We start from the raw sequence: 25,996 nt of genomic DNA, 5'->3' as shown, positions 1-25,996 counted from the left end.
CTGGTGCACCGGGCCGCTGCCGGTGCCGTGCACCGGGGCGTCCCCGCCGGGTGCGGCGCCGAGCGGCGCCAGGTCGATCTGCACCCCGCAGTCGGCGAGCGCGTCCAGCTCGCGGGCGGTGGCGTCGTCGGCGGTGGCCTGCTCGTCGGTGACCAGCCGGGTGATGGTCTCGGTGGCGACGGTCTGGAACATGCCGGCCGCGCCGAGCTTGGTGTGGTCGGCGAGGACGATGACCTCGGCGGCCGCCAGCACCATGGCCCGGTCCACGCTCGCGGACAGCATGTTCGCGGTCGACAGCCCGCGGTCGGCGGTCAGCCCGCTGCCGGAGATGAAGGCCTTGGTGACCCGCAGCCCCTGCAGCGACTGCTCGGCCCCACTGCCCACCAGGGCGTAGTTGGAGCCGCGCAGGGTGCCGCCGGTCATCACCACCTCGACCCGGTTGGCGTGCGCCAGCGCCTGGGCGACCAGCAACGAGTTGGTGACCACCGTCAGCCCGGGCACCCGGGCCAGCCGGCGGGCCAGTTCCTGGGTGGTGGTGCCGGCGCCGACCACCACCGCGTCGCCCTCCTCCACCAGTCCGGCGGCGAGGTCCGCGATGGCGCTCTTCTCCGCCGCGGACAGGTGGGTCTTCTGCGGGTATCCGGGTTCGCGGCTGAAGCCGCCGGGGAGCACCGCGCCGCCGTGCCGGCGGTCGAGGAGCCCTTCTGCCTCCAGCGCCCGCACGTCCCGGCGCACGGTCACTTCGGAGGTCTGGACGACGCGGGCCAACTCCCGGAGCGAGACGGCTCCGTTGGCGCGCACCATTTCGAGGATCAACTGGCGACGTTCTGCTGCAAACACAGAACCGACGGTAACCTGCGTGACCGTCTGCTTTCAGGCGTTTGCAGCTGGTAGCGGGAATTGCTCACGCAAGAGCGGCGCGTGACCGTACAATACGCGCCGTCAACAACCCGGAACTGCGCCCGCCGTCCGGGTGATGATCATGCCTGCGCGAAGGGCGGCCACCGATCGGCGACCGCCCTCAACTGTGCGCCTCGGGCTCAGGATTCGCCGTCGACCCGCTTGCGGATGTGCAGCTGCCGGGCGGCCTCGGCGGTCGAGCCGGAGACGGACGGGTAGACGGTGAACGCGCTGGCCACCTGTTCGACCGTCAGATTGGCGTCCACCGCGAGCGCGATCGGGTGGATCAGTTCGCTGGCCCGGGGGGCGACGACCACGCCGCCGACCACGATGCCGGTGCCCGGGCGGCAGAACAGCTTCACGAAGCCGTCCCGGATGCCCTGCATCTTCGCCCGCGGGTTGCCGCGCAGCGGCAGCTTGACCACGACGGCGTCCATCTTGCCGCACTCCACGTCGGCGGCGGTGTAGCCGACGGTGGCGATCTCCGGGTCGGTGAAGACGTTGGAGGCCACGGTCTTGAGGTTCAGCGGCTGCACCGCGTCACCGAGCGCGTGGTACATCGCGATCCGGCCCTGCATGGCCGCCACCGAGGCGAGCATGAAGACTCCGGTGCAGTCGCCGGCCGCGTACACGCCCGGGGCGCTGGTGCGGGAGACCCGGTCGACCTGGATCTGGCCCCAGTCGTTGAGCTTGACCCCGGCCTCCTCCAGACCCATCTCCGCGGTGTTGGGGATCGAGCCGACCGCCATCAGGCAGTGGGTGCCCTCGATCACCCTGCCGTCGGAGAGGGTCACCTCGACCCGGTCGCCGATCCGCTTGGCGCTCTCGGCCCGGGTGCGGCTCATCACGTTCATGCCGCGGCGGCGGAAGACGTCCTCCAGCACCTCGGCGGCGTCCGGGTCCTCGCCCGGCAGCACCCGGTCGCGGCTGGAGACCAGGGTGACCTTGGAGCCGAGCGCCTGGTACGCGCCGGCGAACTCGGCGCCGGTGACGCCGGAGCCGACCACGATCAGCTCGCGGGGCAGCTCCTCCAGGTCGTACACCTGGGTCCAGGTGAGGATCCGCTCGCCGTCCGGCAGGGCGTCCGGCACCTCGCGCGGGTGGGCGCCGGTGGCGATCAGCACCGCGTCGGCGCGCAGCGACTGCACGCTGCCGTCGGGGCCGTCCACCAGCACCTCGCGGGAGCCGTCCACGGCCTGCCCGCCGGCGCCGAGCCGGCCGCGGCCGCGCAGCACGGTGACCCCGGCGCGGGTGACGGACTGGGTGATGTCGTGGGACTGCGCGATCGCCAGGCGCTTCACGCGGCGGTTGACCTTGCCCAGGTCCACGCCGATGACCTTGCTCTCCCGCCCGGCGGAGCCGTCCTGGTCGACGGTGATGCCCAGTTCCTCGTACGAGCTGTCGAAGGTGGTCATCACCTCCGCGGTCGCGATCAGGGTCTTCGACGGAACGCAGTCCGTGAGCACCGCCGATCCGCCCAGACCGTCGCGGTCGACGACGGTCACCTCCGCGCCGAGCTGAGAGGCCACCAGGGCCGCCTCGTAGCCGCCGGGTCCGCCACCGATGATCACGATCCGAGTCACGTACCCCATTGTCCCGCACGCCGGGAACGGCGCCACAACGGGGTCCGCGCTCGTAGCTTCGTCCACTGGCCCCGCCCCGTGCGCCGACCGGGCTACGCTGCACCCATGCCCCTTTACGCCGCGTATGCCACCAACCTCGATGCCCGGCAGATGACCCGCCGAGCCCCGCACTCCCCGCACCGCGGCACGGGGTGGCTGGACGGCTGGCGGCTCACCTTCGGTGGCGAACAGCTCGGCTGGGAGGGCTCGCTGGCCACCGTCGTCGAGGACGAGAAGGAGCAGGTCTTCGTCTCCCTCTACGACGTCGCGCCGATGGACGAGGAGGGCCTGGACCGCTGGGAGGGCGTCCAGCTCGGCATCTACCGCAAGATCAAGCTGCGGGCGCAGACCCTGGACGGCGACATCCAGGTCTGGACGTACGTGCTCAACGACTACGAGGGCGGCCTGCCGGCGGCCCGCTACCTCGGTCTGATCGCCGACGCCGCCGAGAGCTCCGGGGCGCCGCACGACTACGTGCTGGACCTGCGCCGCCGGCCGTGCTGATCGCCGGTCTGATTTCCGTACGTATCAACAAAGCCGGTCACCCGAAAAGCGCCACCGAGCTGTGTTTTCGGGTCAACCGGGTAACGATCCGGCAAGCCGCGGCCGATTTTCTACGCGCGTAGCCGAAAGCCGTCTATCCTCGGACCCGTGAACGCTTCTCCTCAGTCGGTCGTCTCCGCCGACCCCTACGCCGCCGCCCAGGCCGCCGCCGAGCGCCTGCGCGAGCTGACCGGTGCCGAGCGGCACGACGTCGCCCTGGTGATGGGCTCCGGCTGGGTGCCGGCCGCCGACGCCCTGGGCGAGACCGTGGCCGAGTTCCCGGTCACCGAGCTCCCGGGCTTCCCCGCCCCCGCCGTGGCCGGCCACGCCGGCACGATCCGCTCGGTGAAGATCGGCGACAAGCGCGCCCTGATCTTCCTGGGCCGCAACCACTACTACGAGGGCCACGGCGTGGCCACCGTCGTCCACGGCGTGCGCACCGCCGCCGCGGCCGGCTGCGGCATCATCGTGCTGACCAACGGCTGCGGCGGTCTGCGCCAGGGCTGGACCCCGGGCCAGCCGGTCCTGATCAGCGACCACATCAACCTGACCGCCGACTCCCCGATCGTCGGCGCGAACTTCGTCGACCTCACCGACCTGTACTCCAAGCGCCTGCGCGAGCTGTGCCGTGAGATCGACCCGAGCCTGGACGAGGCCGTCTACGTCCAGTTCCGCGGCCCGCACTACGAGACCCCGGCCGAGGTCAACATGGCCCGGGTGATCGGCGGCGAGCTGGTCGGCATGTCCACCACCCTGGAGGCCATCGCCGCCCGCGAGGCCGGCTCCGAGGTGCTCGGCATCTCCCTGGTCACCAACCTGGCCGCCGGCATCACCGGCGAGCCGCTCAACCACGAAGAGGTCCTGGAGGCCGGCAAGGCCTCCGCCGAGCGCATGGGCGAGCTGCTGGCGAAGGTCCTGGAGCGGATCTGACGCCCGCCGGGCACACAGAATCATGAACGACGGGGCCCACGGGCGGCGTGATCCGCTGATCACGCCCTCCCGCGGGCCCCGTCCGCATGTGCGCACCCCTTCTTCCTCCCTTCGCGCGAAACCCTCCGGACGACACCCCGACGCACTCCCGATGGAGCACGCACCATGACGCAGGCACCCACGACCGACCTCCTCGCCCGGGCCCGGACCTGGCTGGCCGAGGACCCCGACCCGCAGACCCGTGAGGAGCTGACCGCCCTGCTGGCCCGGGCCGAGGGCCCGGAGGCCGAGGAGGACAGCACCCTCGCCTGGTCCGAGCTCGCCGAGCGGTTCTCCGACCGCCTCCAGTTCGGCACCGCCGGCCTGCGCGGCGAACTCGGCGCGGGCCCGATGCGGATGAACCGCGCCGTGGTGATCCGGGCCGCCGCCGGCCTGGTCGCGTACGTGCGGAAGCAGGGCCTCGGCGACCTCGTGGTGATCGGCTACGACGCCCGGCACAAGTCGTACGACTTCGCCCGGGACACCGCCGCCGTGGTGGTCGGGGCCGGCCTGCGCGCCGCGCTGCTGCCGCGGCCGCTGCCGACCCCGGTGCTCGCCTTCGCGGTCCGCCACCTGGGCGCGGCCGCCGGCGTCACCGTCACCGCCAGCCACAACCCGCCGCAGGACAACGGCTACAAGGTCTACCTGGGCGACGGCTCGCAGATCGTCCCGCCGGCCGACGCCGGGATCGCCGCCGAGATCGACGCGATCGGCTCGCTGGACGACGTCCCGCGCGCCGAGGACGGCTGGGAGGTGCTCGGCGAGGACGTCGTCGAGGCCTACCTGGACCGCGCCGTCACCATCGTCGACGAGCACAGCCCGCGCGAGCTGGACGTGGTGTACACCCCGATGCACGGCGTCGGCCGCGACACCCTGGTCGCCGCCTTCCGCCGGGCCGGCTTCCCCGCGCCGACCGTGGTCGCCGAGCAGGCCGAGCCCGACCCGGACTTCCCGACCGTGGCCTTCCCCAACCCGGAGGAGCCGGGGGCGATGGACCTCGCCTTCCGCACCGCCGCCGCGGTCGGCCCGGACATCGTGATCGCCAACGACCCGGACGCGGACCGCTGCGCGGTGGCCGTCCCGGTCAACGGCAACGCGGCGGGCAGCGGCAACGGCACCTCCGGCTGGCGGATGCTGCGCGGCGACGAGGTGGGCGCCCTGCTGGGCTCCGCCCTGGTCGCCAAGAAGGCCGAGGGCACCTTCGCCACCACCATCGTCTCCGCCACCCTGCTCGGCCGGATCGCCGAGGCCGCGGGCCTGGCCTACGCCGAGACGCTGACCGGCTTCAAGTGGATCTCCCGCGCCGAAGGCCTGCGCTACGGCTACGAGGAGGCGCTCGGCTACTGCGTCGACCCGCAGGGCGTCCGGGACAAGGACGGCATCACCGCCGCCCTGCTGGTCGCCGAGCTCGCCGCCACGCTCAAGCGGTCCGGCCGCACGCTGAGCGACCTGCTGGACGACCTGGCGCTGGAGCACGGCCTGCACGCCACCGACCAGCTGTCCGTCCGGGTGCAGGACCTCTCGCTGATCGCCGACGCCATGCGCCGGCTGCGCGAGCAGCCGCCGACCGTGCTGGCCGGGCTGGCCGTCACCCGCGCCGACGACCTCGCGGCCGGCTCCGCCGAGCTGCCGCCCACCGACGGCCTGCGCTACTACCTGGCCGGCGAGGCCGTGCGCTCGGCCCGGATCGTGGTCCGCCCCTCCGGCACCGAGCCCAAGCTCAAGTGCTACCTGGAGGTCGTCCTCCCGGTCGCCGGCGCCGCCGACCTGGCCGCCACCCGCGAGCGCGCCGCCGAGCTGCTCGCCACCGTCAAGCGGGACCTCGCCGAGGCCGCGGGGATCTGACCCGCCGCCGTACGTGAGAGGGCCCGCCGGTTTCCGAACCGGCGGGCCCTCGTGCGTCGGGGCCCGTGCACCGGGACCCCTGGGGCAGGAGCGGAGCACGCGCTCCGGGATCAGACCGAGATCACCGTGACCAGGGCGGCGAGGCCGGCCAGCGCCGGGGCGATGACCCACCAGCACCAGCGGACGGTCACCGGGCCGGCCGCGTCGGGGCGGGTGCCGTAGCGCTCGGCCATCTCCTGGAGGACGTCGGTCACCTGGTCGGACCAGGCGCGGGTCGGGTCCGGGGAGCCCTGGACGACCGGGTTGGTACGACTGGCGAGGCCCAGCCCCAGGCCCGTCCGGGAGGCGTGCTCGGCGTTGCTGCGGCTCAGGGCCCGGGTGGCGCGCTTGCGCTGGCGCAGCGACACCGGGACGGCCCACACCTGGTACTTCCTCTCGCCGGACAGCAGCTCGACCGAGTAGCCCGCGCGCAGCGCGTCGACCGAGGCCCAGGGGGCGGTGATGGTGCGCCACGGGTTGCGGACGACCAGGGCGGTGCTGTTGGCGAACACCGCCGGGCGCAGCGTGTAGGCGATCACCGGGAAGGCGAACACCGGCACCGCGGCGAGCGCGACGTACGGGGTCTTGCCGGTGCCGGTCAGCGCCGCGTCGCCGATCAGCCAGCCGGCGACGGCCAGCAGGAACACTCCGGAGATCACGCCGGGGACGGAGCGGTACACGCGGTCCGCGTACTCGGGTTCCCCGCCGGGGGCGGCCGGGCCCTGGTGGGGCTTGCCGTCGGATTCGGTCATGGCGTCGATTCTGCCCCATGCACCCCTCACCAGCGGGTCTCGGTCCGGCCACGAATGGCGGGCCCGGTCGGCCCGGCGGGCGGGGGGCGCCCGAGGTCTCGGTCCGGCCACGAAAGACAGTGGGAAAGGTGGGCGCCCTAGCGGTTGGCTACGCGCGTAGATATGCTGGTCTGGTGACTATGTCCACTGTTGCAGCCAATGCCCCCGGCGTTGCGGGCAGCGGCCTCGCGGACGTTGCGGCGTCCGAGGCCTCGCTCCGCCGCTTCCTGCACGGCCTGCCCGGCGTCGACCAGGTCGGCCTTGAGGCGCGAGCCGCCACCCTCGGTACCCGCTCGATCAAGACCACGGCGAAGGCCTACGCCATCGACCTGGCGATCTCCATGATCGACCTGACCACGCTGGAGGGCGCGGACACGGTCGGCAAGGTGCGCGCCCTGTGCGCCAAGGGCAGGACCCCCGACCCGACCGACCCGACCACCCCGCGCGTCGCCGCCATCTGTGTCTACCCGGACATGGTCGCCACCGCGAAGGACGCCCTGCGCGGCACCGACATCCAGGTCGCCTCGGTCGCCACCGCCTTCCCGGCCGGCCGCGCCGCCCTCCCGGTCAAGCTCGCCGACACCGCCGACGCGGTGGCCGCGGGCGCCGACGAGATCGACATGGTGATCGACCGCGGCGCCTTCCTCTCCGGCCGCTACTTCGACGTCTACAACGAGATCGTCGCCGTCAAGGAGGCGTGCAAGCGCGCCGACGGCAGCTACGCCCACCTCAAGGTGATCTTCGAGACCGGCGAGCTGCAGACCTACGACAACGTCCGCCGGGTCTCCTGGCTGGCGATGCTGGCCGGCGCCGACTTCATCAAGACCTCCACCGGCAAGGTCACCGTCAACGCGACCCCGCCGGTCACCCTGCTGATGCTGGAGGCGGTCCGCGACTTCCGCGCCGCCACCGGCGTCCAGGTCGGCGTGAAGCCCGCCGGTGGCATCAAGACCACCAAGGACGCCATGAAGTACCTGGTGATGGTCAACGAGACGCTCGGCGACGACTGGCTGACCCCGCACTGGTTCCGCTTCGGTGCCTCCAGCCTGCTCAACGACCTGCTGATGCAGCGCCAGAAGCTCGCCACCGGCCGCTACTCCGGCCCCGACTACGTGACGGTGGACTGATCACCATGGCCAAGAAGAAGTACATCGAGGAGCCCGCGGCCAAGCCCGCCGGAGGCCTCTTCAGCTACGCCCCGGCCCCGGAGTCCCCCGCCGCCGCGGGCGACATCGCCACCTCGTACGGCCACTTCATCGGCGGCCAGTTCGTCGACTCCTCCGGCAGCGAGGCCCTGAAGACGGTCAACCCGGCCACCGAGCAGGTGCTCGCCGAGTTCGCCCAGGGCACCGACGAGGACGTGGACCGCGCCGTCGCCGCCGCCCGCAAGGCCTTCGCCGACTGGTCGGCGCTGCCGGGCAGCGAGCGCGCCAAGTACCTGTTCCGGATCGCCCGGATCATCCAGGAGCGCGCCCGCGAGCTGGCCGTGCTGGAGTCGATGGACAACGGCAAGCCGATCCGCGAGACCCGCGACTTCGACATCCCGACCGTCGCCGCGTGGTTCTTCTACTACGCGGGCTGGGCGGACAAGCTGGACTACGCCGGCTTCGGCGCCAACCCGCGCCCGCTGGGCGTGGCCGGCCAGGTCATCCCGTGGAACTTCCCGCTGATGATGCTGGCGTGGAAGATCGCGCCCGCGCTGGCGACCGGCAACACGGTCGTCCTGAAGCCGGCCGAGACCACCCCGCTGACCGCGCTGCGCTTCGCCGAGATCTGCCGCCAGGCCGGTCTGCCGAAGGGCGTCGTCAACATCGTCACCGGCGACGGCCGCACCGGCGCCGCGCTCACCGCGCACCCGGACGTCAACAAGGTCGCCTTCACCGGCTCCACCCCGGTCGGCCGGGCGATCGCCAAGCAGCTGGCCGGCAGCCGCAAGAAGCTGTCGCTGGAGCTGGGCGGCAAGGCCGCCAACATCGTCTTCGACGACGCGCCGATCGACCAGGCGGTCGAGGGCATCGTCAACGGCATCTTCTTCAACCAGGGCCACGTCTGCTGCGCCGGTTCGCGCCTGCTGGTCCAGGAGTCCGTCCAGGACGAGGTGCTGGACGCCCTGAAGCGCCGGATGGCCACCCTGCGGGTCGGCGACCCGCTGGACAAGAACACCGACATCGGTGCGATCAACTCGGCCGCCCAGCTGGCCCGGATCACCGAGCTGACCGACGCCGGCGAGGCCGAGGGCGCGGACCGCTGGTCGCCGGAGTGCGAACTCCCGGGCACCGGCTTCTGGTTCAAGCCGACCCTGTTCACCGGCGTCAGCCAGGCCCACCGGATCGCCCAGGAGGAGATCTTCGGCCCGGTGCTGTCGGTGCTGACCTTCCGCACCCCCGAAGAGGCGGTCCAGAAGGCCAACAACACCCCGTACGGCCTCTCCGCCGGCGTCTGGACGGAGAAGGGCTCGCGCATCCTCTGGATGGCCAACCGGCTCAAGGCCGGCGTGGTCTGGGCCAACACCTTCAACAAGTTCGACCCGACCTCGCCGTTCGGCGGCTACAAGGAGTCGGGTTACGGCCGCGAAGGTGGCCGCCACGGTCTGGAGTCCTACCTGAATGTCGAGGCCCGAGATGTCTGACACGACCTTCGCGCGTCTTGACGTCCTCAAGACCTACAAGCTGTACGTCGGCGGGAAGTTCCCGCGCTCCGAGAGCGGGCGGGTGTACGAGGTGACCGACGCAAAGGGCGAGTGGATCGCCAACGCCCCGCTGGGCACCCGCAAGGACGCCCGGGACGCCGTCCTGGCCGCCCGCGCGGCGGTCAAGGGCTGGGCCGGCACCACCGCGTACAACCGCGGCCAGGTGCTGTACCGGGTGGCCGAGATGCTCCAGGGCCGGCGCGAGCAGTTCGCCGCCGAGGTGTCCCTCTCCGAGCGCATCGGCCCGAAGAAGGCCGCCGCGCTGGTGGACGCCGCGATCGACCGCTGGGTCTGGTACGCGGGCTGGACGGACAAGGTCGCCCAGATCGCGGGCGGCGCCAACCCGGTGGCCGGGCCGTACTTCAACCTCTCCACCCCGGAGCCGACCGGCGTGGTCGGGATCGTCGCCCCGCAGGCCGGGTACGGGCACTCGCTGCTCGGCCTGGTCTCGGTGATCGCCCCGGCGATCGCCACCGGCAACACGGTCGTGGTCGCGGCCGCCGCGGACGCCCCGCTGCCCGCGCTGTCCCTGGGCGAGGTGCTGGCCACCTCGGACGTCCCCGGCGGCGTGGTCAACATCATCTCGGGCCGGACCGCGGACATCGCCCCCACCCTGGCCTCGCACCAGGACGTCAACGCGCTGGACCTCACCGGCGCGATCGCCGCCGACGGCCCCGGCGCGGCGGCCGCCCTGGAGGCCGCCGCCGCGGATACCCTCAAGCGGGTGGTCCGTCCGGAGCTGGACCCGTTCGCCCGGGACTGGACCGATGCGCCCGGTACCGACCGGCTACTCTCCTTCCTGGAGACGAAGACGGTCTGGCACCCGATGGGGATCTGACCCTCCGTCGAACCCGCGTCACAACTCCACAGACTGGCCGTCCCCAGTGCCCTCTCCCCCCCAGGGCCCGGACGGTCATTGGACGGACCCGCGCCTCTCCCCCCCTGGCGCGGGTCCGTCGACTTTCGTCACCGTGCCCGCCGACTTTCGGCGCTCGCCGTGCGTGTGCGTCCGGACCAGAATTCCCGGTACCGACACCACCGAGGGGGCGCCGTGGGAGAGTTGATCGCCGAGCTGATGCCGCTGCTCGCGGACGGGTTCGTCCGCAGGTGGCACGTGGCCCGGGTCCGCCGGCGGCTGGCCGCCGGAAAGGCCGTCCGGGTGCCCTGTTCCGCCCGGTCCGACCGGCCCGGCTGGCAACGCGCCTACGTCAACGGGAAGTTGGCCATCACCCCGGGTGCCGCCACGGTCACCTTCCGCACCAGTGGGGCCGGCCCGGTCGAACTGCCCACCGGGGGCACCTTCCACGAGCCCGAGCCCGACACCTGGCACTCCCAGGACTGGGCCGCCACCGGCTACCAGCCGCCCGGCGGCGGCCGCCCGGTGTACCTCCAGGCCGACAGCCGCTACCTGCCGGTGATCCACGTCGCCCTCGCCGACCCCGAATCCCAGCAGGTGTGAGCCGACCGGTTTCGGCAACCGGCCCGGATGCGTCAGACTGGTGTCCCGTGAGTGACTCCCCCATGAATCCCGCGCCGACAGCCCACGCCCGGGTGATCCTGCTCTCCGGGCCCTCCGGATCGGGGAAGTCCTCGCTGGCCGAACGCAGCGGCCTGCCGGTGCTCCAGCTGGACGACTTCTACAAGGACGGGGACGACCCCACCCTCCCCCGGCTGCCCGACGGCGCCGTCGACTGGGACTCCCCGCTCGCCTGGCACCGCGACCAGGCCGTCGCCGCCATCCGCGCGCTCCACGGGCACGGGCGCACCGAGGTGCCGGTGTACTCGATCCCGGACAACGGCCGGATCTCCACCCGCACCCTGGACCTGGCCGGCGCGACCGCGTTCATCGCCGAGGGCATCTTCGCCGCCGAGATCGTCACCGCCTGCGCGGCCGAGGGCCTGCTCGGCGACGCCCTGTGCCTGCGCAACGGCGCGCTCACCACGGCCTGGCGCCGGCTGCGCCGGGACGTCCGCGAGGGCCGCAAGTCGCTGCCGGTGCTGCTGCGCCGGGGCCTGCGGCTGATGCGGGCCGAGCGGGCCATCGTCGGGCGGCAGGTCGAGCTGGGCTCCCACCCGTGCACCGGGGCGGAGGCCGAGCGGCGGGTCCGCGCGGCGGCCGGTCCGCGGGAGCTGTCGGCGGTCTGAGCCGTCGGCGCTCCGAGCCGCCCCGGAACGGACGAACGACGACGGGCCCGGTGCGTCTCCCCCGCACCGGGCCCGTCGCCTTCCGAACGGCGTCGGCTCCCCACGGACACCGCTCCCCCGAGCCGGCGCCCCCGAACCGTAACCGTCCGCTACCCGTCCCCCGACGGGAGTCCTGTCCCCGATCCCTACGCGACCAGCTCGCCGAACGCCCGGGCGGTGTCGCCCGACTTGTTCAGGTGCTCGTCGTCGCGCAGCCGGCGCAGCGCGCGCCAGATGCTGCTCTTGACCGTACCGACGCTGATCCCCAGCACGTCGGCGATCTCCGGGTCGGTCTTGCCCTCGTAGTACCGCAGCACCAGCATGGTCCGCTGGTTCTCCGGCAGCTTCGCCAGCGCCTGCCAGAGCACGGCGCGCAGCTCGGTGCCGCCCATCGCGTCGGTGTCGCCGGCCGTCTCCGGCAGCTCCTCGGTCGGGTACTCGTTGACCTTGCGGCGCCGCCAGGCGGAGATGTGCAGGTTGGTCATGGTGCGGCGGAGGTAGCCCCCGACCGCGGCCTTGTCGGTGATCCGGCCCCAGGCGCGGTAGGTGCTGAAGAGCGCGCTCTGCAGCAGGTCCTCGGCCTCGTAGCGGTCACCGGTGAGGTGGTACGCCGTGGCGTACAGGGAGGCGCGGCGCTCGCGCACGTACGCGGTGAACTCCGTGATGTGGTCCTCCGCGACGGCCGGGTGCTCCCCCTGCGCGTCTCCCTGTCCCGCCTCGGTGGTGCGGGCCGGTGCGGGGTTCAGCCGCAGCAGCGTCGCACCGGCGGCCTCGCGGCCGGTCGGTTCCCCCGAACCGACCGTCCGCAGGCCGTTGTTCCCCCGGTCGCCCCCCCGGGCGTCCGTACCCTCGACGCGGACGGGGAGGATCCCCCGCAGCGTGAGGGTGGTGGCGGAGTCGGCCGCACTCCCCGGTCGGCCGATCCCGTACAGCTCCCCCGTCCTGCCGCCGCCGCTCACCCGGCGGGCGACAGGGTTTCCACCGGTGCTGTGCGCGCACCCCCGTACGGTCACGGCACCGGAGTTCTCGTCGGTCCTGATCTCGTACCGGGTCCGGTGGGTGGTCGCTGCGGAACGCGCGGTGCGGACAGCCGGGTTGGTCCGGGTCTGAAGCATGGCGTTCATCGTGCGCCCCCTTGGTTCGGTACGAGCGGTTCCTGTTGCCGCCCTCCAGCCGGCCCTTGCGGCCCGCTGTCCTGCGGCGACATGGAAAATCCTGCCCGCCGGTTGTGATGGCGCTGTCCGCCGACTGTCACAGGGGTGTCACAGGGGTGGGCCCTTCGTCCCGTTCCATCTCCCTCCGTACCGGACGCCGGTGGCCGTCCTTCCGGTTCCCATACGGTCAGTGACCGGTCCGGGGGGTGATTCAGCGCTTCCGGTGGGCCAAAATGGGGCCGTGCCTTTCCTCCTACTGATCGAGGACGACGACGCCATCCGGACCGGCCTCGAACTCGCCCTCACCCGCCAGGGCCACCGTGTGGCCACCGCCGCCTCCGGCGAAGACGGACTGAGGCTCTTCAAGGAGCAGCGGCCCGACCTGATCGTGCTGGACGTCATGCTGCCCGGGATCGACGGCTTCGAGGTCTGCCGTCGGATCCGCCGCACCGACCAGCTGCCGATCATCCTGCTCACCGCGCGCTCGGACGACATCGACGTGGTGGTGGGGCTGGAGTCCGGCGCCGACGACTACGTGGTGAAGCCGGTCCAGCCACGCGTGCTGGACGCCCGGATCCGCGCCGTGCTGCGGCGCGGCGAGCGGGAGAGCTCGGACTCCTCCGCCTACGGAAGCGTGGTGATCGACCGGGCCGCGATGACCGTCACCAAGGACGGCCAGGACCTCCAGCTCACCCCGACCGAGCTGCGGCTGCTGCTGGAACTCAGCCGCCGCCCCGGCCAGGCGCTCTCCCGCCAGCAGCTGCTGCGGCTGGTCTGGGAGCACGACTACCTCGGCGACTCCCGCCTGGTCGACGCCTGTGTGCAGCGGCTGCGGGCCAAGGTCGAGGACGTGCCGTCCGCGCCGACCCTGATCCGCACCGTCCGGGGCGTGGGTTACCGGCTGGACCCGCCCTCCTGACCCCGGCCCGCTCCCGGCTTCGTCCCCGAACTCCCGCACACGACAGGCTCTTGTGACTGACCATCAGCAGACTGCCCGGCGGTTCCCGTCCGGCCCGTGGCGGCGGCTGCGCTCCCTGCGGGTGCGGCTGATCGCGGTGTTCGCGGCCGTCGCGCTGCTCGCCGCCGTCTCGGCCTCCGGCATCGCGTACTGGCTGAACCGCGACGCGGTGCTCAAGCGCGCCCAGGACACCGCGCTGAACGACTTCCGGGTCTCGCTCAGCCGCAACGTCTCCGACCTGCCGCTGAACGCCAGCTGTCCGGAACTCGCCACGCTGGCCTCCAACGTGGCGAGCTCCGGGCTGAGTTACGACGTGGTCGTGGTCGACCCGGCGCACCCCGAGTGCCCGGCCTCCTCCGACCCGGCGAAGTTCACCCTGGCCGACGTCCCGGCGCCGCTGCAGTCCACCGTCGCCAAGCCGCGCGAGGTCACCGAGAACAACCCGTACCCGTACCACCTGTACTGGCAGCGGCAGAACCTGGCGGGTCGCCCGTTCGTGATCGGCGGCACCAAGGTGGTGCCGAACGGGCCGACGGCGTACATGTTCAAGTCGCTGGAGAACGAGCGGGCCGACCTCAACACGCTCGGCTGGTCGCTGGCCATCGCGACCCTGCTCGCGCTGATCGGCTCGGCCCTGCTCGCCCAGGCCGCCTCGGCGACCGTGCTGCGGCCGGTCAAGCGGCTCGGCGAGGCCGCCAAGCGGCTCGGCGAGGGCCACCTGGACACCCGGCTGGAGGTCGACGGCTCGGACGAACTCGCCGACCTCGCACGGACCTTCAACCGGGCCGCGGAATCGCTGCACGAACAGGTCGAGGAGCTGAGCGCGCGCGAGGCGCAGAGCCGGCGGTTCGTCGCCGACATGTCGCACGAGCTGCGCACCCCGCTGACCGCGATGACCGCGGTGACCGACATCCTGGAGGACGAGGCCGAGTCGCTGGACCCGATGATCGAGCCGGCCGTCCGGCTCGTGGTGAGCGAGACCCGGCGGCTGTCCGACCTGGTGGAGAACCTGATGGAGGTCACCCGCTTCGACGCCGGCACCGCCAGGCTGGTCGCCGACGAGGTGGACGTCGCCGACCTGATCATGTCCTGCATCGACGGCCGGGCCTGGTACGACGCGGTCGAACTGGACGCCCCGCGCGGCATCCTGGCCGTGGTCGACCCGCGCCGGCTCGACGTGGTCTTCGCCAACCTGATCGGCAACGCCCTCAAGCACGGCGGCTCGCCGGTGCGGGTCAAGGTCCGGCAGACCGACGACTCGGTCGTGGTCGAGGTCTCCGACAGCGGCCCCGGCATCCCCGAGGACGTGCTGCCGCACGTCTTCGACCGCTTCTACAAGGCCGACCGCGGGCGGGCCCGCTCGGAGGGCAGCGGTCTGGGGCTGTCCATCGCGATGGCCAACGCCCAGATCCACGGGGGGACGATCACGGCGGCGAACGGGGAGGTCGGCGCGGTGTTCACCCTGACCCTGCCGCTGACCCAGCCGCCGCCGTCCGCGGGCGGGGCCGCGCGCGGCCAGGCCGGCGACGACGAGCACAAGGACGCCATGTGACCTCCCCCACCCGCACCACCCTGCGCCGCACCGCCGGCGCACTGCTGCTGCTCGCGCTGGCCACCGGCTGCGGCATCCGGCCGACCGCCGTGCCGGTCGACGCCGGCGCGCCCGCCAGCCGGACGGCCTGCCCGAGCGCCCCGCACATACCGACCGCGCTGGCCACCCCGCCCGGACCAGCCCCGACCGCCACCCCGGCCCGCGGCGCGGCCAAGACGAGTGCGAGCCCGAGCCCCTCGCCCACCCCGGTGGCACCGGGCTCACCGCCGCCGGACAACGCCTTCAGCGCGGTGCCGACGGCCTCGCCCTGCCGGTAGGCGCGGCCAGCCGGGCCGCTGGGACGGGGGGAACGGGGCGCGGCCCGGAATGTTCACGCCCGGGTGTGGAACCGCCGCGCCACCGGCCCACGTCCTTCCCCCCGTGCAGCGAGATGGCACCAGGACACGCGACGAGCGTTCCGGCGCACGGACCGAGACCAGGCCGGCGGCGGGCGTCCACCGTCCCTTCCGGCTGGCAGGAGTGGCGGGCCTGGCCCTCCACCTGACGCTGGCGCTCTGGCTGGTGCTCAGACCGCTGCCGGTGGCCTGGGTGTACGACGCCAACCTGACGCCGCTGGCCTCGCTCCGCTCCTCCACCGCCTGGCAGGTGGTCGGCGAGTTCCTGCTGCTCGCCCCGCTGGGCCTGCTGCTCCCGCTGGCCGGCGGCCGGCTCCGGGCCCCCTGGCTGCCGTCCTTCCTGCGCACCACCGGTGCCTCCGCCCTGCTGGCGACCGGTCTGGAGTTCCTCTCCTCCTGGACGCCCGGGCACGTGCTCAACGTGGACCACATACTGTTCGCCGTGCTCGGCGTGATGATCACCCACCTCGCCCTCGTCCCCGGCCTGCGCCGACTGCTGCGGGACCACCGCGCCAAGCCCCGGACCCCGCGGATCGCCGTCCTGACCGTCCCGGCGGTGGCCGCGACCGTCACCCCGACGGTGACGGTCGCGCCCGCGGCCCGTCCGCGCGCCTACGCGGAACCGACCCCGCCCGTCCGCTGACCCGGCGCCGCCTCCACCCGGCCGCCGACCTCCACCAGCCCGTCCGGACGCGGGCCGGCCAGCAGCTGCGAACCCCGGCCCTGGGTGATCGTCAGCGCCCGCCCGAGCCGCGCGGCCAGCAGCAGGGCCGCCGCGCCGGTCGCCTCGTCCTCGTCGATCCCGTCGCCCCGGCCGGGGAAGGCCCGCGCCCGGACCGTGCCGGCCGCCTCGTCCTGCCAGGCCCAGGCGTAGATCCACTCCCCCGGCGGCGGCACCTCCAGCGCCTCCACCTCGGCCGCCGAGCCGTACTGCCGCAGGGTGCGCCCCGGGGCCCACTCGGGCCGGGCCCCGATCAGGGTCAGCCCGCCCTCGCGCCGCACCGTCACCACACCGGCCGCGGTGACCAGCCGGTCCGCGCCGAGCAGCCAGGCGGCGCCCACGCACGGGTGGCCGGCGAAGGGCAGGCGCACGCCGGGGGTGTAGATGTCGATCTCCCCGCGCTCCGGGTCGTCGACGAACACCGTCTCGCTGAAGCCGAGTTCGCGGGCGAAGGCCTGCCGGTCCGCCCGCTCCGGCAGGGCGGCGCCGTCGCGCACCACGCCGAGCTCATTGCCGTGCCGCCCGTCCGGTCCGCAGAAGACCCGCAGCACCTCATGGCCAGTCATTTCCCACCTCGTCAATTACCGTTCCGGCGCGGCTCCGACACAGCGCAACGACACCGTGATGAAAAGGCGACGACGGATGTCGGTCGCCTCCAGTACTGTGCGCTCTCGTCCCCGGACGGTTCCCGTCGTTTTTCTCCTCCCACAGGAAACCCCCTTGAACAATCTCGACTTCAGCGCCGAACCCGTTTTCTCCTGGTACGTCGTCCTGCTGGCGCTCAGCGGCGTCATCATGGTGGTCCTCGGCGTGCTGCCGCTCGCCGGGCTGAAGGTCGGCCTGCGCATCCTCAACGTCGTGGTCGGCCTCGCGTTCGCCGGGTACGCCTACTACCTCGCGTTCGTCTTCGAGGGCGGCACCTACCGGATCTTCTTCCAGGCGCTGATCCTGCCGGTCGCGATGATCGTCGCCACGGTGAAGGCCGTCGTCGAGCGCAGCAACGCGAAGAACCAGCCGACCCCGCCGGCCGGGGCGTTCAACCCGAACGCGCCGTACAACCCCAACGCGGCGTACAACCCCAACGCGGCCACGTTCAACCCGAACGCGCCGCAGCCGGGCCAGCCCGGCCAGCTCGGTCAGCCCGGCCAGCCGGTGCCGCCGCAGGGTGCCGTGCCGTACCAGCCGGGCGCGCCGGCCCAGCCGGTGGCGGACAACCCGTACGCCCAGCCCGCCCCGCCGCAGCCGCCGCAGCAGCCGGCCGGCTGAGCCCCGGAACACCGGACGGCCCGTCCGCCCCCGCCTTCGAACGGGGACGGACGGGCCTCCTGCTGTCCGGGGTCAGTTCCCGGCGCCCTGCGCGCCCTTGCGGCGGCGCGCCACGACCAGGATGCCGACGCCGAGGGCGATGGCGGTCGCGCCGGTGATCGCCATCGGGGCGGACGAGGAACCGCCGCCGGTGGAGGCCAGCCCGGTCTCGGCGGCGGCGGGCGGGGCCGCGGCGGCCTGCACGGTGCGGGTGGTCTGCGCGGTGTCGGCGGCCGGGCTCGGCGCAGCGGTGGTCACCTGCGCGGCCGGGACGGCGGCGACGGTGGACCGGTCGGTGGTGACCGGGGTGACCGGGGCGGTGGTGGACGGAGCCGGAGCCGGGGTGCCGGTAGCGCCCGCGGCGGCCTCGATCCTGAAGTCGGCCTTCGGGCTGGAGGTGCCGCGCTCGGTCCCGCCCGGGCCGGCCAGGCTGTACCCGTCGGCGAACACCGACTCGGCCGCCGCGGGGGCGTCCTTGGTCCAGGCGAGCCGCAGGTTGACCGTACGGGTCTCGCCGTTCGGCAGCGCGATGACGTCGGCGTCCTTGTTGCCGCTGCGCAGTTCGACGTCCAGCTGGGTGCCGGGGAGGTCGTGCCATTCCGGGGTCCCGGCGATCCACTCGCCCGTCCGGGTCTGGAACTCGAGCCTGACCATGTCCGCGCGGATCATGCCCTCGCCCTGGAACACGATCGCCGGGACGACCCGGAGGTCGGTGCCGGTGTGGTTGCCGTAGACGGCCTTGAACGGCTTCGCCTCACCACCGGCGGTGAAGGAGGCGGGCAGGCCCTCGATCTTCACGTCCGGGAGCCCGACCGGGGCCGGGGTGGTCGGGGTGCTGCTCTCGATGGTGAAGTTCGGGGTGCCGCCGGAGGCCCGGGTGGTGCGCTGCTCCGGGGGCAGGGTCGGGTCCGAGGCCACCGCGCTGAGGGCCGCGCCGGCCGAGCCGGGGGCGGCGTCGGCGGTGAAGGTCAGCCGCAGCCGGTAGGTGGCTTCGGCGCCGGCCGCCAGGTGCAGCTGGGTGGCGAACTCGTCCAGCGCCCAGACTCCGCCGGTTCCGGTGTTGTCCGTCCTGGCGTCCTGCCACTGCGCGCCGCCGGGGCGCTGGTACTCCAGCTTGAGCTGGCTCTGCTTGAGGCCGCTGCCGGCCGCCGCGACGCCGAAGTCGGTCGTCACGTCCATCTGGTGGTCGGCGGTGTTCTTGAGGGTCGAGGTGAACTCGACCGAGGTGCCCGCCCTGACCGTGGTCGGGAAGCCGCTCGTGGTGATCACGACCGGCGAGGCCCAGCCGTGCGGGCCGGGGGTGGGAGCCGTCGGGCCGGCCGTCGGGGCCGCGAGGGCGGCCGGGGCCGAGGCCAGGGCGACGCCGGAGGCCAGGGCGGCAGCGGCGGCCGCGGCGAGGAGTCTGCGGGGCTGATTGCGCAACGGAACCTCACGGGAGAATTCGGGCGTAGCCCGATAAAGGTGCGAAATCGCAGGCGTGAGGGGCCTATTGAGGCCGTGAAGGCGCCGCCGGAATGCCCCCCACCATCAGCGACCGCGGAATCATATCGCCGGCGCCGCACCACTGCGCGACCGGGTTTTCCCTCCTCGGGAAACTCCGGATGGACATTCGCCGCGGGCTCGCGGGATCTTCGCTCTCAGGGTGACCCTGAGGGCGACCCCGATTCGGGCCTCCGTCTTCCCGGTGAGTGGGCAGGGTCGAGGATCGCCTGGGGGGCGGAGGCTTTCGGGCCCGCGACGGCGGAGCATGGAAGTACGCCCGCCGGACCGCCCGGCCGGGCCGCCGGCCCAAGGAGTCCCCATGAGCGCGCGCCTCGCCCGCCCCCGTCACAACCGTGTCATCGCCGGTGTCTGCGCCGGGATCGCCGAGCGCTTCGGCCTCACCCCGTGGACCGTCCGCCTGATCTTCCTGCTGTCCTGCCTGCTGCCCGGCCCACAGTTCCTGGTCTACCTCGCGCTGTGGGTGCTGCTCCCCCAGGAGCCGTGAGGCCGTACGGGCGGGCATGGCGACGGGCCGCCCGCTCCCGGGGTTTCCTCCGGGGGCGGGCGGCCCGTCGTCGTGCGGTGCGGGCGGATCAGCCCAGCGGCAGGCCCGGCAGGGCGCCGGCCAGCCCACCGACCGGGGTCTTGTCCAGGCCGGGGACACCCGGGAGCGCACCGGCGCGCTGCTGGGTGACACCGGCGATCGGGGCGGCGTCGGCGGCGGGCGCGGGGGCGGCCTGACCGGCGGTCGGGGCCAGGGTGCCGAGGGTGCCGGCGACCTTGTCGCCGCCGGGCAGCTTGGCGGCGGTGTCGGTGACCGCACCGGTCACCGCGGGGTTCGTCACCGCGCCGGTGGGCAGCCCGAGGCCGCCGGCCGCCTGGCCGGTCGCCGCGGAGGCGGTGCCTGCGCCGACCGCCGCGATGGCGATGCCGAGCGCCGCGGTGCCGGCGGCCTTGAGAGCCTGCTTCATGGTTCGTCCCCTTGAGTCTTCGTCGGTGGCCGACATCGCGCGGGGCGGCGGACGGGCGACCGTCGCCACGACCTGTCAGCAATGACTGGCACACCGTAGTGACAGGGTCGCGCGAGAACCAAAGGGCGTTCACTCACCCGAGTGAGTAGTCGGATGAACGCCAATTTCCTTGCCCGGAAGTCGCGTTCATCCGACCGCGGGGCGGCCCGGGCTCAGCGGCCGCCGGCACCCGCGCTGAACAGCCACTCCGCCTTGAGCTCGGCGTAGCCCGGCTTGATCACGTCGCTGATCATCGCCAGCCGCTCGTCGAAGGGCAGGAACGCGGACTTCATCGCGTTCACCGTGAACCACTCCATGTCGCCCAGCGTGTAACCGAAGGCGTCCACCAGGTGCCCGAACTCCTGGCTCATGCTGGTGCCGCTCATCAGCCGGTTGTCGGTGTTCACGGTGACCCGGAACTTCAGCCGGCTGAGCAGCCCGATCGGGTGCTCGGCGTACGAAGTGGCCGCCGCCGTCTGGAGGTTGGAGGTCGGGCACATCTCCAGCGGGATGCGCTTGTCGCGCACGTACGCGGCCAGCCGGCCCAGCTCGACGCTGCCGTCCTCGTTCACCGTGATGTCGTCCACGATCCGCACGCCGTGGCCGAGCCGGTCGGCGCCGCAGCACTGCAGGGCCTCCCAGATCGACGGCAGGCCGAAGGCCTCGCCCGCGTGGATGGTGAAGTGGTTGTTCTCGCCCTTGAGGTAGTCGAAGGCGGCCTGGTGGCGGGTGGGGGGGTAGCCGGCCTCGGCGCCCGCGATGTCGAAGCCGACGACGCCCTGGTCGCGGTGACGGTTCGCCAGCTCGGCGATCTCCTGCGAGCGGGCGGCGTGCCGCATCGCGGTGATCAGGGTGCCGACGCGGATCCGGTGGCCGGCCGCGCGGGCGTTGGACTCACCGAGGCGGAAGCCCTCCTGGACGGCCTCGACGACCTCGTCCAGGGACAGGCCGCCCTCCAGGTGCTGCTCGGGGGCGTAGCGGACCTCGGCGTACACGACGCCGTCGGCGGCCAGGTCCTCGGCGCAGTCGGCGGCGACCTTGATCAGGGACTCGCGGGTCTGCATGACGGCGCAGGTGTGCGCGAAGGTCTCCAGGTAGCGGACCAGCGAGCCGGAGTCGGCGGCCTCGCGGAACCACTCGCCGAGTTCCTTGGCGTCGGTGGTCGGGAGCCCCTCGTAGCCGGTCGCGGCGGCGAGCTCGACGATGGTCTCGGGGCGCAGCCCGCCGTCGAGGTGGTCGTGCAGCAGGACCTTCGGCGCGCGCCGGATCTGGTCGGGGGTGGGAATGCGCGGGCCGGTGCCCGCGGTGGTGACGGGGATCTGCTTCTCCATTGCGGAAATATAGCCCCTACGCGCGTAGACCCACCACCGGGAGCACCACCGAATGGTCCAAAGTGCACCGGGAATTCCTCCGCCCGGTCCATAGGATCCACCAAAGCCCCGGATTCGCCGGCCCCCCGGCCGCGACGGCCCGGCCGCGGTGGTCCGAGTACGGTCCGGGCCGTTCAGTCGTGGTGCAGCAGCCGCCCCCGCCGGGACAGCACGAAGTCTCGGAACGCCGCCACCGGCGGCGTCAGCGGACGCCCCGCCGCCCAGGCCAGACCGATCGCCCGGCGGGTCCGCGGCGCCGTCACCTCCAGCTCCACCACCCCGGGCCGCGGCACCAGCGCCGGCGGCAGCAGCGCCACCCCCAGCCCGGCCGCCACCAGCCCGCGCAGGGTCTCGGCCTCCTCCCCCTCGAAGGCCAGCCGGGGCACGAACCCGGCCTGCGCGCAGAAGCCGTCCGTGATCACGCGCAGCCCGTACCCGTCCTCCAGCCCGACGAACGGCTCCTCGGCCACCTCCGCCAGCCGGATCCGCCGCCGGCCGGCCAGCCGGTGGTCCGCCGGGACGGCCAGGTGCAGCCGCTGCTCGTCCAGCGGACGGACGGTGAAGGCCGGGTCGTCCGGCAGCGGCGCGACCAGGCACAGGTCCAACTCGCCCGCCCGCAACCGCTCCAGCATCGCCATGCCGTAGTCCTGCACCAGCTGGAACCGCACCTGCGGGTGCGCCGCCCGGAAGCCGCGCAGCAGCGCCGGGACGGCGTCCGGACCCATCGTGTGCAGGAAGCCGAAGGCCACCCGCCCCACCGCCGGGTCCGCCTCCGCCCGGGCCGCCTCCGCACCGCGCTCCAGCTCCGCCAACGCCCGCTCCACCGAGGCCAGCAGCAGCCGGCCCGCCCTGGTCAGCCGCACCGTCCGGCCCTGACGGGCCAGCAGGTCCACCCCCAGCTCCTCCTCCAGCCGGGCCACCGCGCGCGACAGCGTCGGCTGCGGCACCCCGAGCAGCGCCGCCGCCTGGGTCACGTGCTCCAGCCGGGCCACCGCGGCGAACTGCGCCAGCCTGGGCGCCAGCCGGACGGCCGGCTCCTCCGGCCCCAACTCGGCCGCCCGGTACCGCTGCTCCGTTCCGTCCGGCAGTTCCGCCACGGTCATCCCGCCTCACCTCGACTCATACACCAGTGCATCGATCATCCACTCTTCATGCATTGGACGCATCAAGCGCACCGGCCTACCGTCGAAGCCATGCAGCCCGCCGATACCAGGGCATCCGCGCCCGCCCCGGATGCCTCCCCCGCCCGTACCCCCGACCAGGACGACCGCCACCGCCCCGGCCGGCCCGACTTCCGCCGCGCCATCCTCGCCCTGTTCGCCGCCGGGGTCGCCACCTTCGTCCTGCTCTACTCCACCCAGGGCCTGCTGCCGGTCCTCTCGGCCGACCTCGACCTCACCCCCGGCCAGGCCAGCTGGACGGCCTCCGCCGCCACCCTCGGCCTCGCCGTCGGACTGCTCCCCGCCAGCGCGCTCTCCGACCGGTACGGCCGCACCGCGGTGATGACGGCCTCCGTCCTCGCCGCCTCCGCCCTCGCCGTCGCGCTGCCCTTCGCCCCCGGCCTCACCACCCTCGTCGTGCTGCGCGTCCTCCAGGGCGCCGCCCTCGCCGGACTCCCCGCCACCGCGATGGCCTACCTCGCCGAGGAGGTCCACCCCAGCGCGCTGGCCTCCGCGATGGGCCTGTACGTGGCCGGCAACAGCATCGGCGGCATGGGCGGCCGGCTCGTCTCCGGCTGGACCGCCGCCGCCCTCGGCTGGCGCTGGGGCCTGGCCGCCTCCGCCGCCCTCGCGCTGCTCGCCGCGCTCGCCTTCCGGCTGCTGATCCCCGCCGCCCGGCACTTCACCCCGGCCCCGGTGGACGCCCGCGCCCTCGCCCGCACCGTCGGCCGGCACCTGCGCAACCCACTGCTGGTGCGGCTGTACGCGCTCGCGATGCTGTTCATGGCGGTGTTCGGCGCGGTCTACAACACCGTCGGCTACCGGCTGATCGGCGCGCCCTTCCACCTGCCGGAGTCGGTCGCCGCCTCGATCTTCGTGGTCTACCTGGTCGGCACCGGCACCTCCGCCGCGGCCGGCCGTCTCTCCGGCCGCCTCGGCCGCCGCGGCGCCCTCTACGTCGCCATCGGCGTCACCGCCGCCGGCCTGCTGCTCTCGCTCGCCGACTCACTCCTCTGCGCACTGCTCGGCCTGGTGCTGATCACCGCCGGCTTCTTCGCCGGCCACGCCACCGCCTCGTCCGCCGTCAGCCGCACCGCCACCGAGGGCCGCGCCCAGGCCTCCGCCCTCTACCTGATCGCCTACTACCTCGGCAACAGCCTCGGCGGCGCCCTCGGCGCCGACGCCTACCACGCCACCGGCTGGCCCGGCGCCGCCACCGTCGGCCTCACCGCCATGACCCTCGCCGCCGCCGTCACCCTGTACGCCACCCACCAGGCGCATAGCACGAGGCGAGCGGTCGCGGACGCTTGACAGACTCCGCCGATACACTCGGGGGTATGAGCGTCGATCCTGCTACGTACACCAGGCTGCTTGAGATCGCGGATCAGCTGCCGAAGGTGCCGGGGGTAGGGAAGGTCGAGATCGCCGACGGTCAGATCATCATGATGATGTCGCCGGTGAAGCGCCACGAGCTCGCCGTGCTGCGCATCGCCCGACAGCTCAACGCCCAGCTGCCGTCCACTCACCCGGGTCACATCGCCTACCACGGTGCGGACCTGCAGGATGCCGGACTCGGTCAGCTGCGCAACCCGGATCTGATGGTCTTCCCCGAGGCGACCTTGGAGGGGGAGCAGCGAGCGGTTCTCCCGCACGAGGTCCTGCTCGTGGTGGAGATCGTCTCCGCCTCCAACCCCGAGAACGACTACCACAACAAGGTCCGCGACTACTCGGCCATGGGCATCCCGTTCTACCTGATCGTCGATCCCCGCACCGGCACCGGCATCGTGCACTCCGAATCGGGCTACGAGTCCCGTGAGAAGTTCGACTTCGGCGACACGATCACGGTCGGCCCCTGGACCCTCGACACCGGCGGGCTGCTCACCTACGCCTGAAGTCCGGCGAAAACGCGGAGCCGCCCGCCGGTGCACCGGCGGGCGGCTCGGTCATGACCGATGTCAGGCGATGCGGTCGAGGACGATCGGGTTCGGGGTGAACGCCGTGCCCTCCGGGGCGACCGTGACGCCGCCCTTCAGGGCCTCGATGGCGTAGTCGTAGCGCTCCGGGGTGTCGGTGTGGAGGGTCAGCAGGGGCTGGCCGGCCACGACGGTGTCGCCGGGCTTGGCGTGCATCTCGACGCCGGCGCCGGCCTGGACCGGGTCCTCCTTGCGGGCCCGGCCGGCGCCCAGGCGCCAGGCGCAGACGCCGATCGCGTAGGCGTCCAGCTCGGTGAGCACGCCGGAGGCGGGAGCGGGGATGACGTGCTGCTCGCGGGCGACCGGGAGCGGGGCGTCGACGTCGCCGCCCTGGGCGGCGATCATGCGGCGCCAGTGGTCCATCGCGGAGCCGTCGCGCAGGGCGTCGGCCGGGTCCTTGCCGTGCACGCCGGCCGCGGCGAGCATCTCGCGGGCCAGGGCGAGGGTGAGTTCGACGACGTCGGCGGGGCCGCCGCCGGCCAGCACCTCGACGGACTCGCGGACCTCCAGCGCGTTGCCCGCGGTGAGGCCGAGCGGGGTGGACATGTCGGTGAGCAGGGCGACGGTGTTGACCCCGGCGGTGGTGCCCAGGCCGACCATGGTGCGGGCGAGTTCGCGGGCGTCGTCCAGGTTCTTCATGAAGGCGCCGGAACCGACCTTGACGTCGAGCACCAGCGCGCCGGTGCCCTCGGCGATCTTCTTCGACATGATCGAGGAGGCGATCAGCGGGATGGCCTCGACGGTGCCGGTGACGTCGCGCAGCGCGTAGAGCTTCTTGTCGGCGGGGGCGAGGCCGTCGCCGGCCGCGCAGATGACGGCGCCGGCGTCGCGCAGGACGTCCATCATCTCGTCGTTGGAGAGCAGGGCGCGCCAGCCGGGGATGGACTCCAGCTTGTCCAGGGTGCCGCCGGTGTGGCCCAGGCCCCGGCCGGACAGCTGCGGGACGGCGGCGCCGCAGGCGGCGACCAGCGGGGCGAGCGGGAGGGTGATCTTGTCGCCGACGCCGCCGGTGGAGTGCTTGTCGCTGGTGGGCAGCGGGAGCGAGGAGAAGTCCATCCGGACGCCGGAGCGGATCATCGCGTCGGTCCAGCGGCTGATCTCGTGCGGCTTCATGCCGTTCAGCAGGATCGCCATGGCCAGCGCGGACATCTGCTCGTCGGCGACCTCGCCACGGGTGTAGGCGTCGATGACCCAGTCGATCTGAGCGTCGCTCAGCTCTCCGCGGTCGCGCTTGGTCCTGATGACGGAGATGGCGTCCATGCGTGCTCCAAGAGGGGTTTCAGATGCGTCAAAAAGCGTAGAGTGCCGCGAGATGACCGGATTCCGGCCCACTC

26 protein-coding genes are annotated in these 25,996 nt (G+C 73.2%); 16 read left to right on the top strand and 10 right to left on the bottom strand.

Annotated elements, in window-relative coordinates; translation table 11 throughout:
- Together BG452_RS36140 and BG452_RS36135 are read right to left on the bottom strand one after the other, a co-directional pair.
- Window positions 1-840 (bottom strand): DeoR/GlpR family DNA-binding transcription regulator (locus tag BG452_RS36140; protein ID WP_188308566.1); only part of this gene is annotated, 840 nt, incomplete at its 3' end.
- A 200-nt stretch (window positions 841-1,040) separates the two neighbouring features.
- Window positions 1,041-2,492 (bottom strand): NAD(P)H-quinone dehydrogenase, encoded by a 1,452-nt coding sequence (locus BG452_RS36135; protein WP_188308565.1) that lies wholly within the window; start codon window positions 2,490-2,492, stop codon window positions 1,041-1,043.
- Window positions 2,493-2,588: 96 nt separating this feature from the next.
- Between BG452_RS36135 and BG452_RS36130 the strand changes: the two genes are divergently transcribed.
- The 3 genes from BG452_RS36130 to BG452_RS36120 all read left to right on the top strand — a co-directional run bounded on the left by BG452_RS36130 (window position 2,589) and on the right by BG452_RS36120 (window position 5,879).
- On the top strand, window positions 2,589-3,026 hold the full coding sequence (locus BG452_RS36130) for a gamma-glutamylcyclotransferase (protein WP_188308564.1): 438 nt from the start codon (window positions 2,589-2,591) through the stop codon (window positions 3,024-3,026).
- 147 nt (window positions 3,027-3,173) lie between these two features.
- Window positions 3,174-3,995 carry a purine-nucleoside phosphorylase gene (locus BG452_RS36125; protein ID WP_188308563.1) on the top strand — a complete coding sequence of 274 codons (822 nt, stop codon included), beginning with the start codon at window positions 3,174-3,176 and terminating at the stop codon, window positions 3,993-3,995.
- Between the two features lie 165 nt (window positions 3,996-4,160).
- Window positions 4,161-5,879, top strand: coding sequence for a phospho-sugar mutase (locus BG452_RS36120; RefSeq protein WP_188308562.1), 1,719 nt, complete (start codon window positions 4,161-4,163; stop codon window positions 5,877-5,879).
- Window positions 5,880-5,989: 110 nt separating this feature from the next.
- Here BG452_RS36120 and BG452_RS36115 read toward each other — a convergent pair whose 3' ends face one another.
- Complete coding sequence (locus tag BG452_RS36115; RefSeq protein WP_188308561.1) at window positions 5,990-6,670, bottom strand: PH domain-containing protein; 681 nt, start codon at window positions 6,668-6,670, stop codon at window positions 5,990-5,992.
- A 179-nt stretch (window positions 6,671-6,849) separates the two neighbouring features.
- Between BG452_RS36115 and deoC the strand changes: the two genes are divergently transcribed.
- From deoC to BG452_RS36090, 5 genes are all read left to right on the top strand, one after another.
- Window positions 6,850-7,836 (top strand): deoxyribose-phosphate aldolase, encoded by a 987-nt coding sequence (gene deoC / locus BG452_RS36110; RefSeq protein WP_188308560.1) that lies wholly within the window; start codon window positions 6,850-6,852, stop codon window positions 7,834-7,836.
- A gap of 5 nt (window positions 7,837-7,841) precedes the next feature.
- Window positions 7,842-9,338 (top strand): aldehyde dehydrogenase family protein, encoded by a 1,497-nt coding sequence (locus BG452_RS36105; protein WP_188308559.1) that lies wholly within the window; start codon window positions 7,842-7,844, stop codon window positions 9,336-9,338.
- Complete coding sequence (locus BG452_RS36100) at window positions 9,331-10,236, top strand: aldehyde dehydrogenase family protein (protein WP_188308558.1); 906 nt, start codon at window positions 9,331-9,333, stop codon at window positions 10,234-10,236. The genes BG452_RS36105 and BG452_RS36100 overlap by 8 nt, the downstream gene beginning before the upstream one ends.
- Before the next feature lie 213 nt (window positions 10,237-10,449).
- Window positions 10,450-10,857 (top strand): hypothetical protein, encoded by a 408-nt coding sequence (locus BG452_RS36095; RefSeq protein WP_188308572.1) that lies wholly within the window; start codon window positions 10,450-10,452, stop codon window positions 10,855-10,857.
- A 47-nt stretch (window positions 10,858-10,904) separates the two neighbouring features.
- A complete protein-coding gene (locus BG452_RS36090; protein WP_411293075.1) occupies window positions 10,905-11,543 on the top strand; it encodes an ATP-binding protein in 639 nt (212 codons plus the stop codon).
- Between the two features lie 185 nt (window positions 11,544-11,728).
- On the opposite strand, the gene BG452_RS36085 is transcribed toward BG452_RS36090, so the two are convergent.
- Window positions 11,729-12,622, bottom strand: a complete 894-nt coding sequence (locus BG452_RS36085; RefSeq protein ID WP_411293077.1) for a SigE family RNA polymerase sigma factor — start codon at window positions 12,620-12,622, stop codon at window positions 11,729-11,731.
- A gap of 355 nt (window positions 12,623-12,977) precedes the next feature.
- Here BG452_RS36085 and BG452_RS36080 point away from each other — a divergent pair, with 355 nt between their 5' ends.
- The 4 genes from BG452_RS36080 to BG452_RS36065 all read left to right on the top strand — a co-directional run bounded on the left by BG452_RS36080 (window position 12,978) and on the right by BG452_RS36065 (window position 16,284).
- Complete coding sequence (locus tag BG452_RS36080; protein ID WP_188308557.1) at window positions 12,978-13,655, top strand: response regulator; 678 nt, start codon at window positions 12,978-12,980, stop codon at window positions 13,653-13,655.
- 52 nt (window positions 13,656-13,707) lie between these two features.
- Window positions 13,708-15,246: an ATP-binding protein gene (locus BG452_RS36075; protein WP_188308556.1), complete on the top strand. Its 1,539-nt coding sequence runs from the start codon at window positions 13,708-13,710 to the stop codon at window positions 15,244-15,246.
- Entirely contained in the window at window positions 15,243-15,563 is a 321-nt protein-coding gene (locus tag BG452_RS36070; RefSeq protein WP_188308555.1) for a hypothetical protein, read from the top strand. Before BG452_RS36075 ends, BG452_RS36070 begins: the two co-directional genes overlap by 4 nt.
- Window positions 15,564-15,666: 103 nt before the next feature.
- Window positions 15,667-16,284, top strand: a complete 618-nt coding sequence (locus BG452_RS36065) for a VanZ family protein (protein WP_317621391.1) — start codon at window positions 15,667-15,669, stop codon at window positions 16,282-16,284.
- Here BG452_RS36065 and BG452_RS36060 read toward each other — a convergent pair.
- A complete protein-coding gene (locus BG452_RS36060) occupies window positions 16,254-16,928 on the bottom strand; it encodes a PhzF family phenazine biosynthesis protein (RefSeq protein ID WP_188308553.1) in 675 nt (224 codons plus the stop codon). The genes BG452_RS36065 and BG452_RS36060 overlap by 31 nt on opposite strands.
- Window positions 16,929-17,082: 154 nt before the next feature.
- Between BG452_RS36060 and BG452_RS36055 the strand changes: the two genes are divergently transcribed.
- A complete protein-coding gene (locus tag BG452_RS36055; protein WP_188308571.1) occupies window positions 17,083-17,628 on the top strand; it encodes a hypothetical protein in 546 nt (181 codons plus the stop codon).
- 72 nt (window positions 17,629-17,700) lie between these two features.
- Here BG452_RS36055 and BG452_RS36050 read toward each other — a convergent pair whose 3' ends face one another.
- A complete protein-coding gene (locus BG452_RS36050; RefSeq protein WP_188308552.1) occupies window positions 17,701-19,089 on the bottom strand; it encodes a hypothetical protein in 1,389 nt (462 codons plus the stop codon).
- Window positions 19,090-19,468: 379 nt separating this feature from the next.
- Here BG452_RS36050 and BG452_RS36045 point away from each other — a divergent pair, with 379 nt between their 5' ends.
- Window positions 19,469-19,654: a PspC domain-containing protein gene (locus BG452_RS36045; RefSeq protein ID WP_188308551.1), complete on the top strand. Its 186-nt coding sequence runs from the start codon at window positions 19,469-19,471 to the stop codon at window positions 19,652-19,654.
- Between the two features lie 88 nt (window positions 19,655-19,742).
- On the opposite strand, the gene BG452_RS36040 is transcribed toward BG452_RS36045, so the two are convergent.
- From BG452_RS36040 to BG452_RS36030, 3 genes are all read right to left on the bottom strand, one after another.
- Window positions 19,743-20,120, bottom strand: coding sequence for an ATP-binding protein (locus tag BG452_RS36040; RefSeq protein WP_188308550.1), 378 nt, complete (start codon window positions 20,118-20,120; stop codon window positions 19,743-19,745).
- A gap of 212 nt (window positions 20,121-20,332) precedes the next feature.
- Window positions 20,333-21,490: an adenosine deaminase gene (locus tag BG452_RS36035; RefSeq protein ID WP_188308549.1), complete on the bottom strand. Its 1,158-nt coding sequence runs from the start codon at window positions 21,488-21,490 to the stop codon at window positions 20,333-20,335.
- Window positions 21,491-21,663: 173 nt separating this feature from the next.
- Window positions 21,664-22,632 (bottom strand): LysR family transcriptional regulator, encoded by a 969-nt coding sequence (locus tag BG452_RS36030; RefSeq protein WP_188308548.1) that lies wholly within the window; start codon window positions 22,630-22,632, stop codon window positions 21,664-21,666.
- A gap of 90 nt (window positions 22,633-22,722) precedes the next feature.
- Here BG452_RS36030 and BG452_RS36025 point away from each other — a divergent pair, with 90 nt between their 5' ends.
- Both BG452_RS36025 and BG452_RS36020 read left to right on the top strand, forming a co-directional pair.
- Window positions 22,723-24,000: an MFS transporter gene (locus BG452_RS36025; protein ID WP_188308547.1), complete on the top strand. Its 1,278-nt coding sequence runs from the start codon at window positions 22,723-22,725 to the stop codon at window positions 23,998-24,000.
- Window positions 24,001-24,026: 26 nt separating this feature from the next.
- Complete coding sequence (locus BG452_RS36020; RefSeq protein WP_188308546.1) at window positions 24,027-24,581, top strand: Uma2 family endonuclease; 555 nt, start codon at window positions 24,027-24,029, stop codon at window positions 24,579-24,581.
- Window positions 24,582-24,644: 63 nt separating this feature from the next.
- Here BG452_RS36020 and BG452_RS36015 read toward each other — a convergent pair whose 3' ends face one another.
- Window positions 24,645-25,922 (bottom strand): thymidine phosphorylase, encoded by a 1,278-nt coding sequence (locus tag BG452_RS36015; RefSeq protein ID WP_188308545.1) that lies wholly within the window; start codon window positions 25,920-25,922, stop codon window positions 24,645-24,647.
- Between the last annotated feature and the right edge of the window lie 74 nt (window positions 25,923-25,996).

This window comes from Streptomyces sp. CBMA123 (assembly GCF_014596465.1).
In the GTDB taxonomy this organism is placed as follows: Bacteria; Actinomycetota; Actinomycetes; order Streptomycetales; family Streptomycetaceae; genus Kitasatospora.
Note: the sequence above shows the minus strand (reverse complement) of the source record. Positions and strands in the feature narration are given on the sequence as shown.

Coding starts and splice junctions, on each gene's coding strand:
- BG452_RS36100 (WP_188308558.1), top strand. CDS start 9,331: ATGTCTGACACGACCTTCGCGCGTCTTGACGTCCTCAAGACCTACAAG.
- BG452_RS36015 (WP_188308545.1), bottom strand. CDS start 25,922: ATGGACGCCATCTCCGTCATCAGGACCAAGCGCGACCGCGGAGAGCTG.
- deoC (WP_188308560.1), top strand. CDS start 6,850: ATGTCCACTGTTGCAGCCAATGCCCCCGGCGTTGCGGGCAGCGGCCTC.
- BG452_RS36135 (WP_188308565.1), bottom strand. CDS start 2,492: ATGGGGTACGTGACTCGGATCGTGATCATCGGTGGCGGACCCGGCGGC.
- BG452_RS36020 (WP_188308546.1), top strand. CDS start 24,027: ATGAGCGTCGATCCTGCTACGTACACCAGGCTGCTTGAGATCGCGGAT.
- BG452_RS36045 (WP_188308551.1), top strand. CDS start 19,469: ATGAGCGCGCGCCTCGCCCGCCCCCGTCACAACCGTGTCATCGCCGGT.
- BG452_RS36040 (WP_188308550.1), bottom strand. CDS start 20,120: ATGAAGCAGGCTCTCAAGGCCGCCGGCACCGCGGCGCTCGGCATCGCC.
- BG452_RS36060 (WP_188308553.1), bottom strand. CDS start 16,928: ATGACTGGCCATGAGGTGCTGCGGGTCTTCTGCGGACCGGACGGGCGG.
- BG452_RS36035 (WP_188308549.1), bottom strand. CDS start 21,490: ATGGAGAAGCAGATCCCCGTCACCACCGCGGGCACCGGCCCGCGCATT.
- BG452_RS36120 (WP_188308562.1), top strand. CDS start 4,161: ATGACGCAGGCACCCACGACCGACCTCCTCGCCCGGGCCCGGACCTGG.
- BG452_RS36115 (WP_188308561.1), bottom strand. CDS start 6,670: ATGACCGAATCCGACGGCAAGCCCCACCAGGGCCCGGCCGCCCCCGGC.
- BG452_RS36130 (WP_188308564.1), top strand. CDS start 2,589: ATGCCCCTTTACGCCGCGTATGCCACCAACCTCGATGCCCGGCAGATG.
- BG452_RS36025 (WP_188308547.1), top strand. CDS start 22,723: ATGCAGCCCGCCGATACCAGGGCATCCGCGCCCGCCCCGGATGCCTCC.
- BG452_RS36105 (WP_188308559.1), top strand. CDS start 7,842: ATGGCCAAGAAGAAGTACATCGAGGAGCCCGCGGCCAAGCCCGCCGGA.
- BG452_RS36030 (WP_188308548.1), bottom strand. CDS start 22,632: ATGACCGTGGCGGAACTGCCGGACGGAACGGAGCAGCGGTACCGGGCG.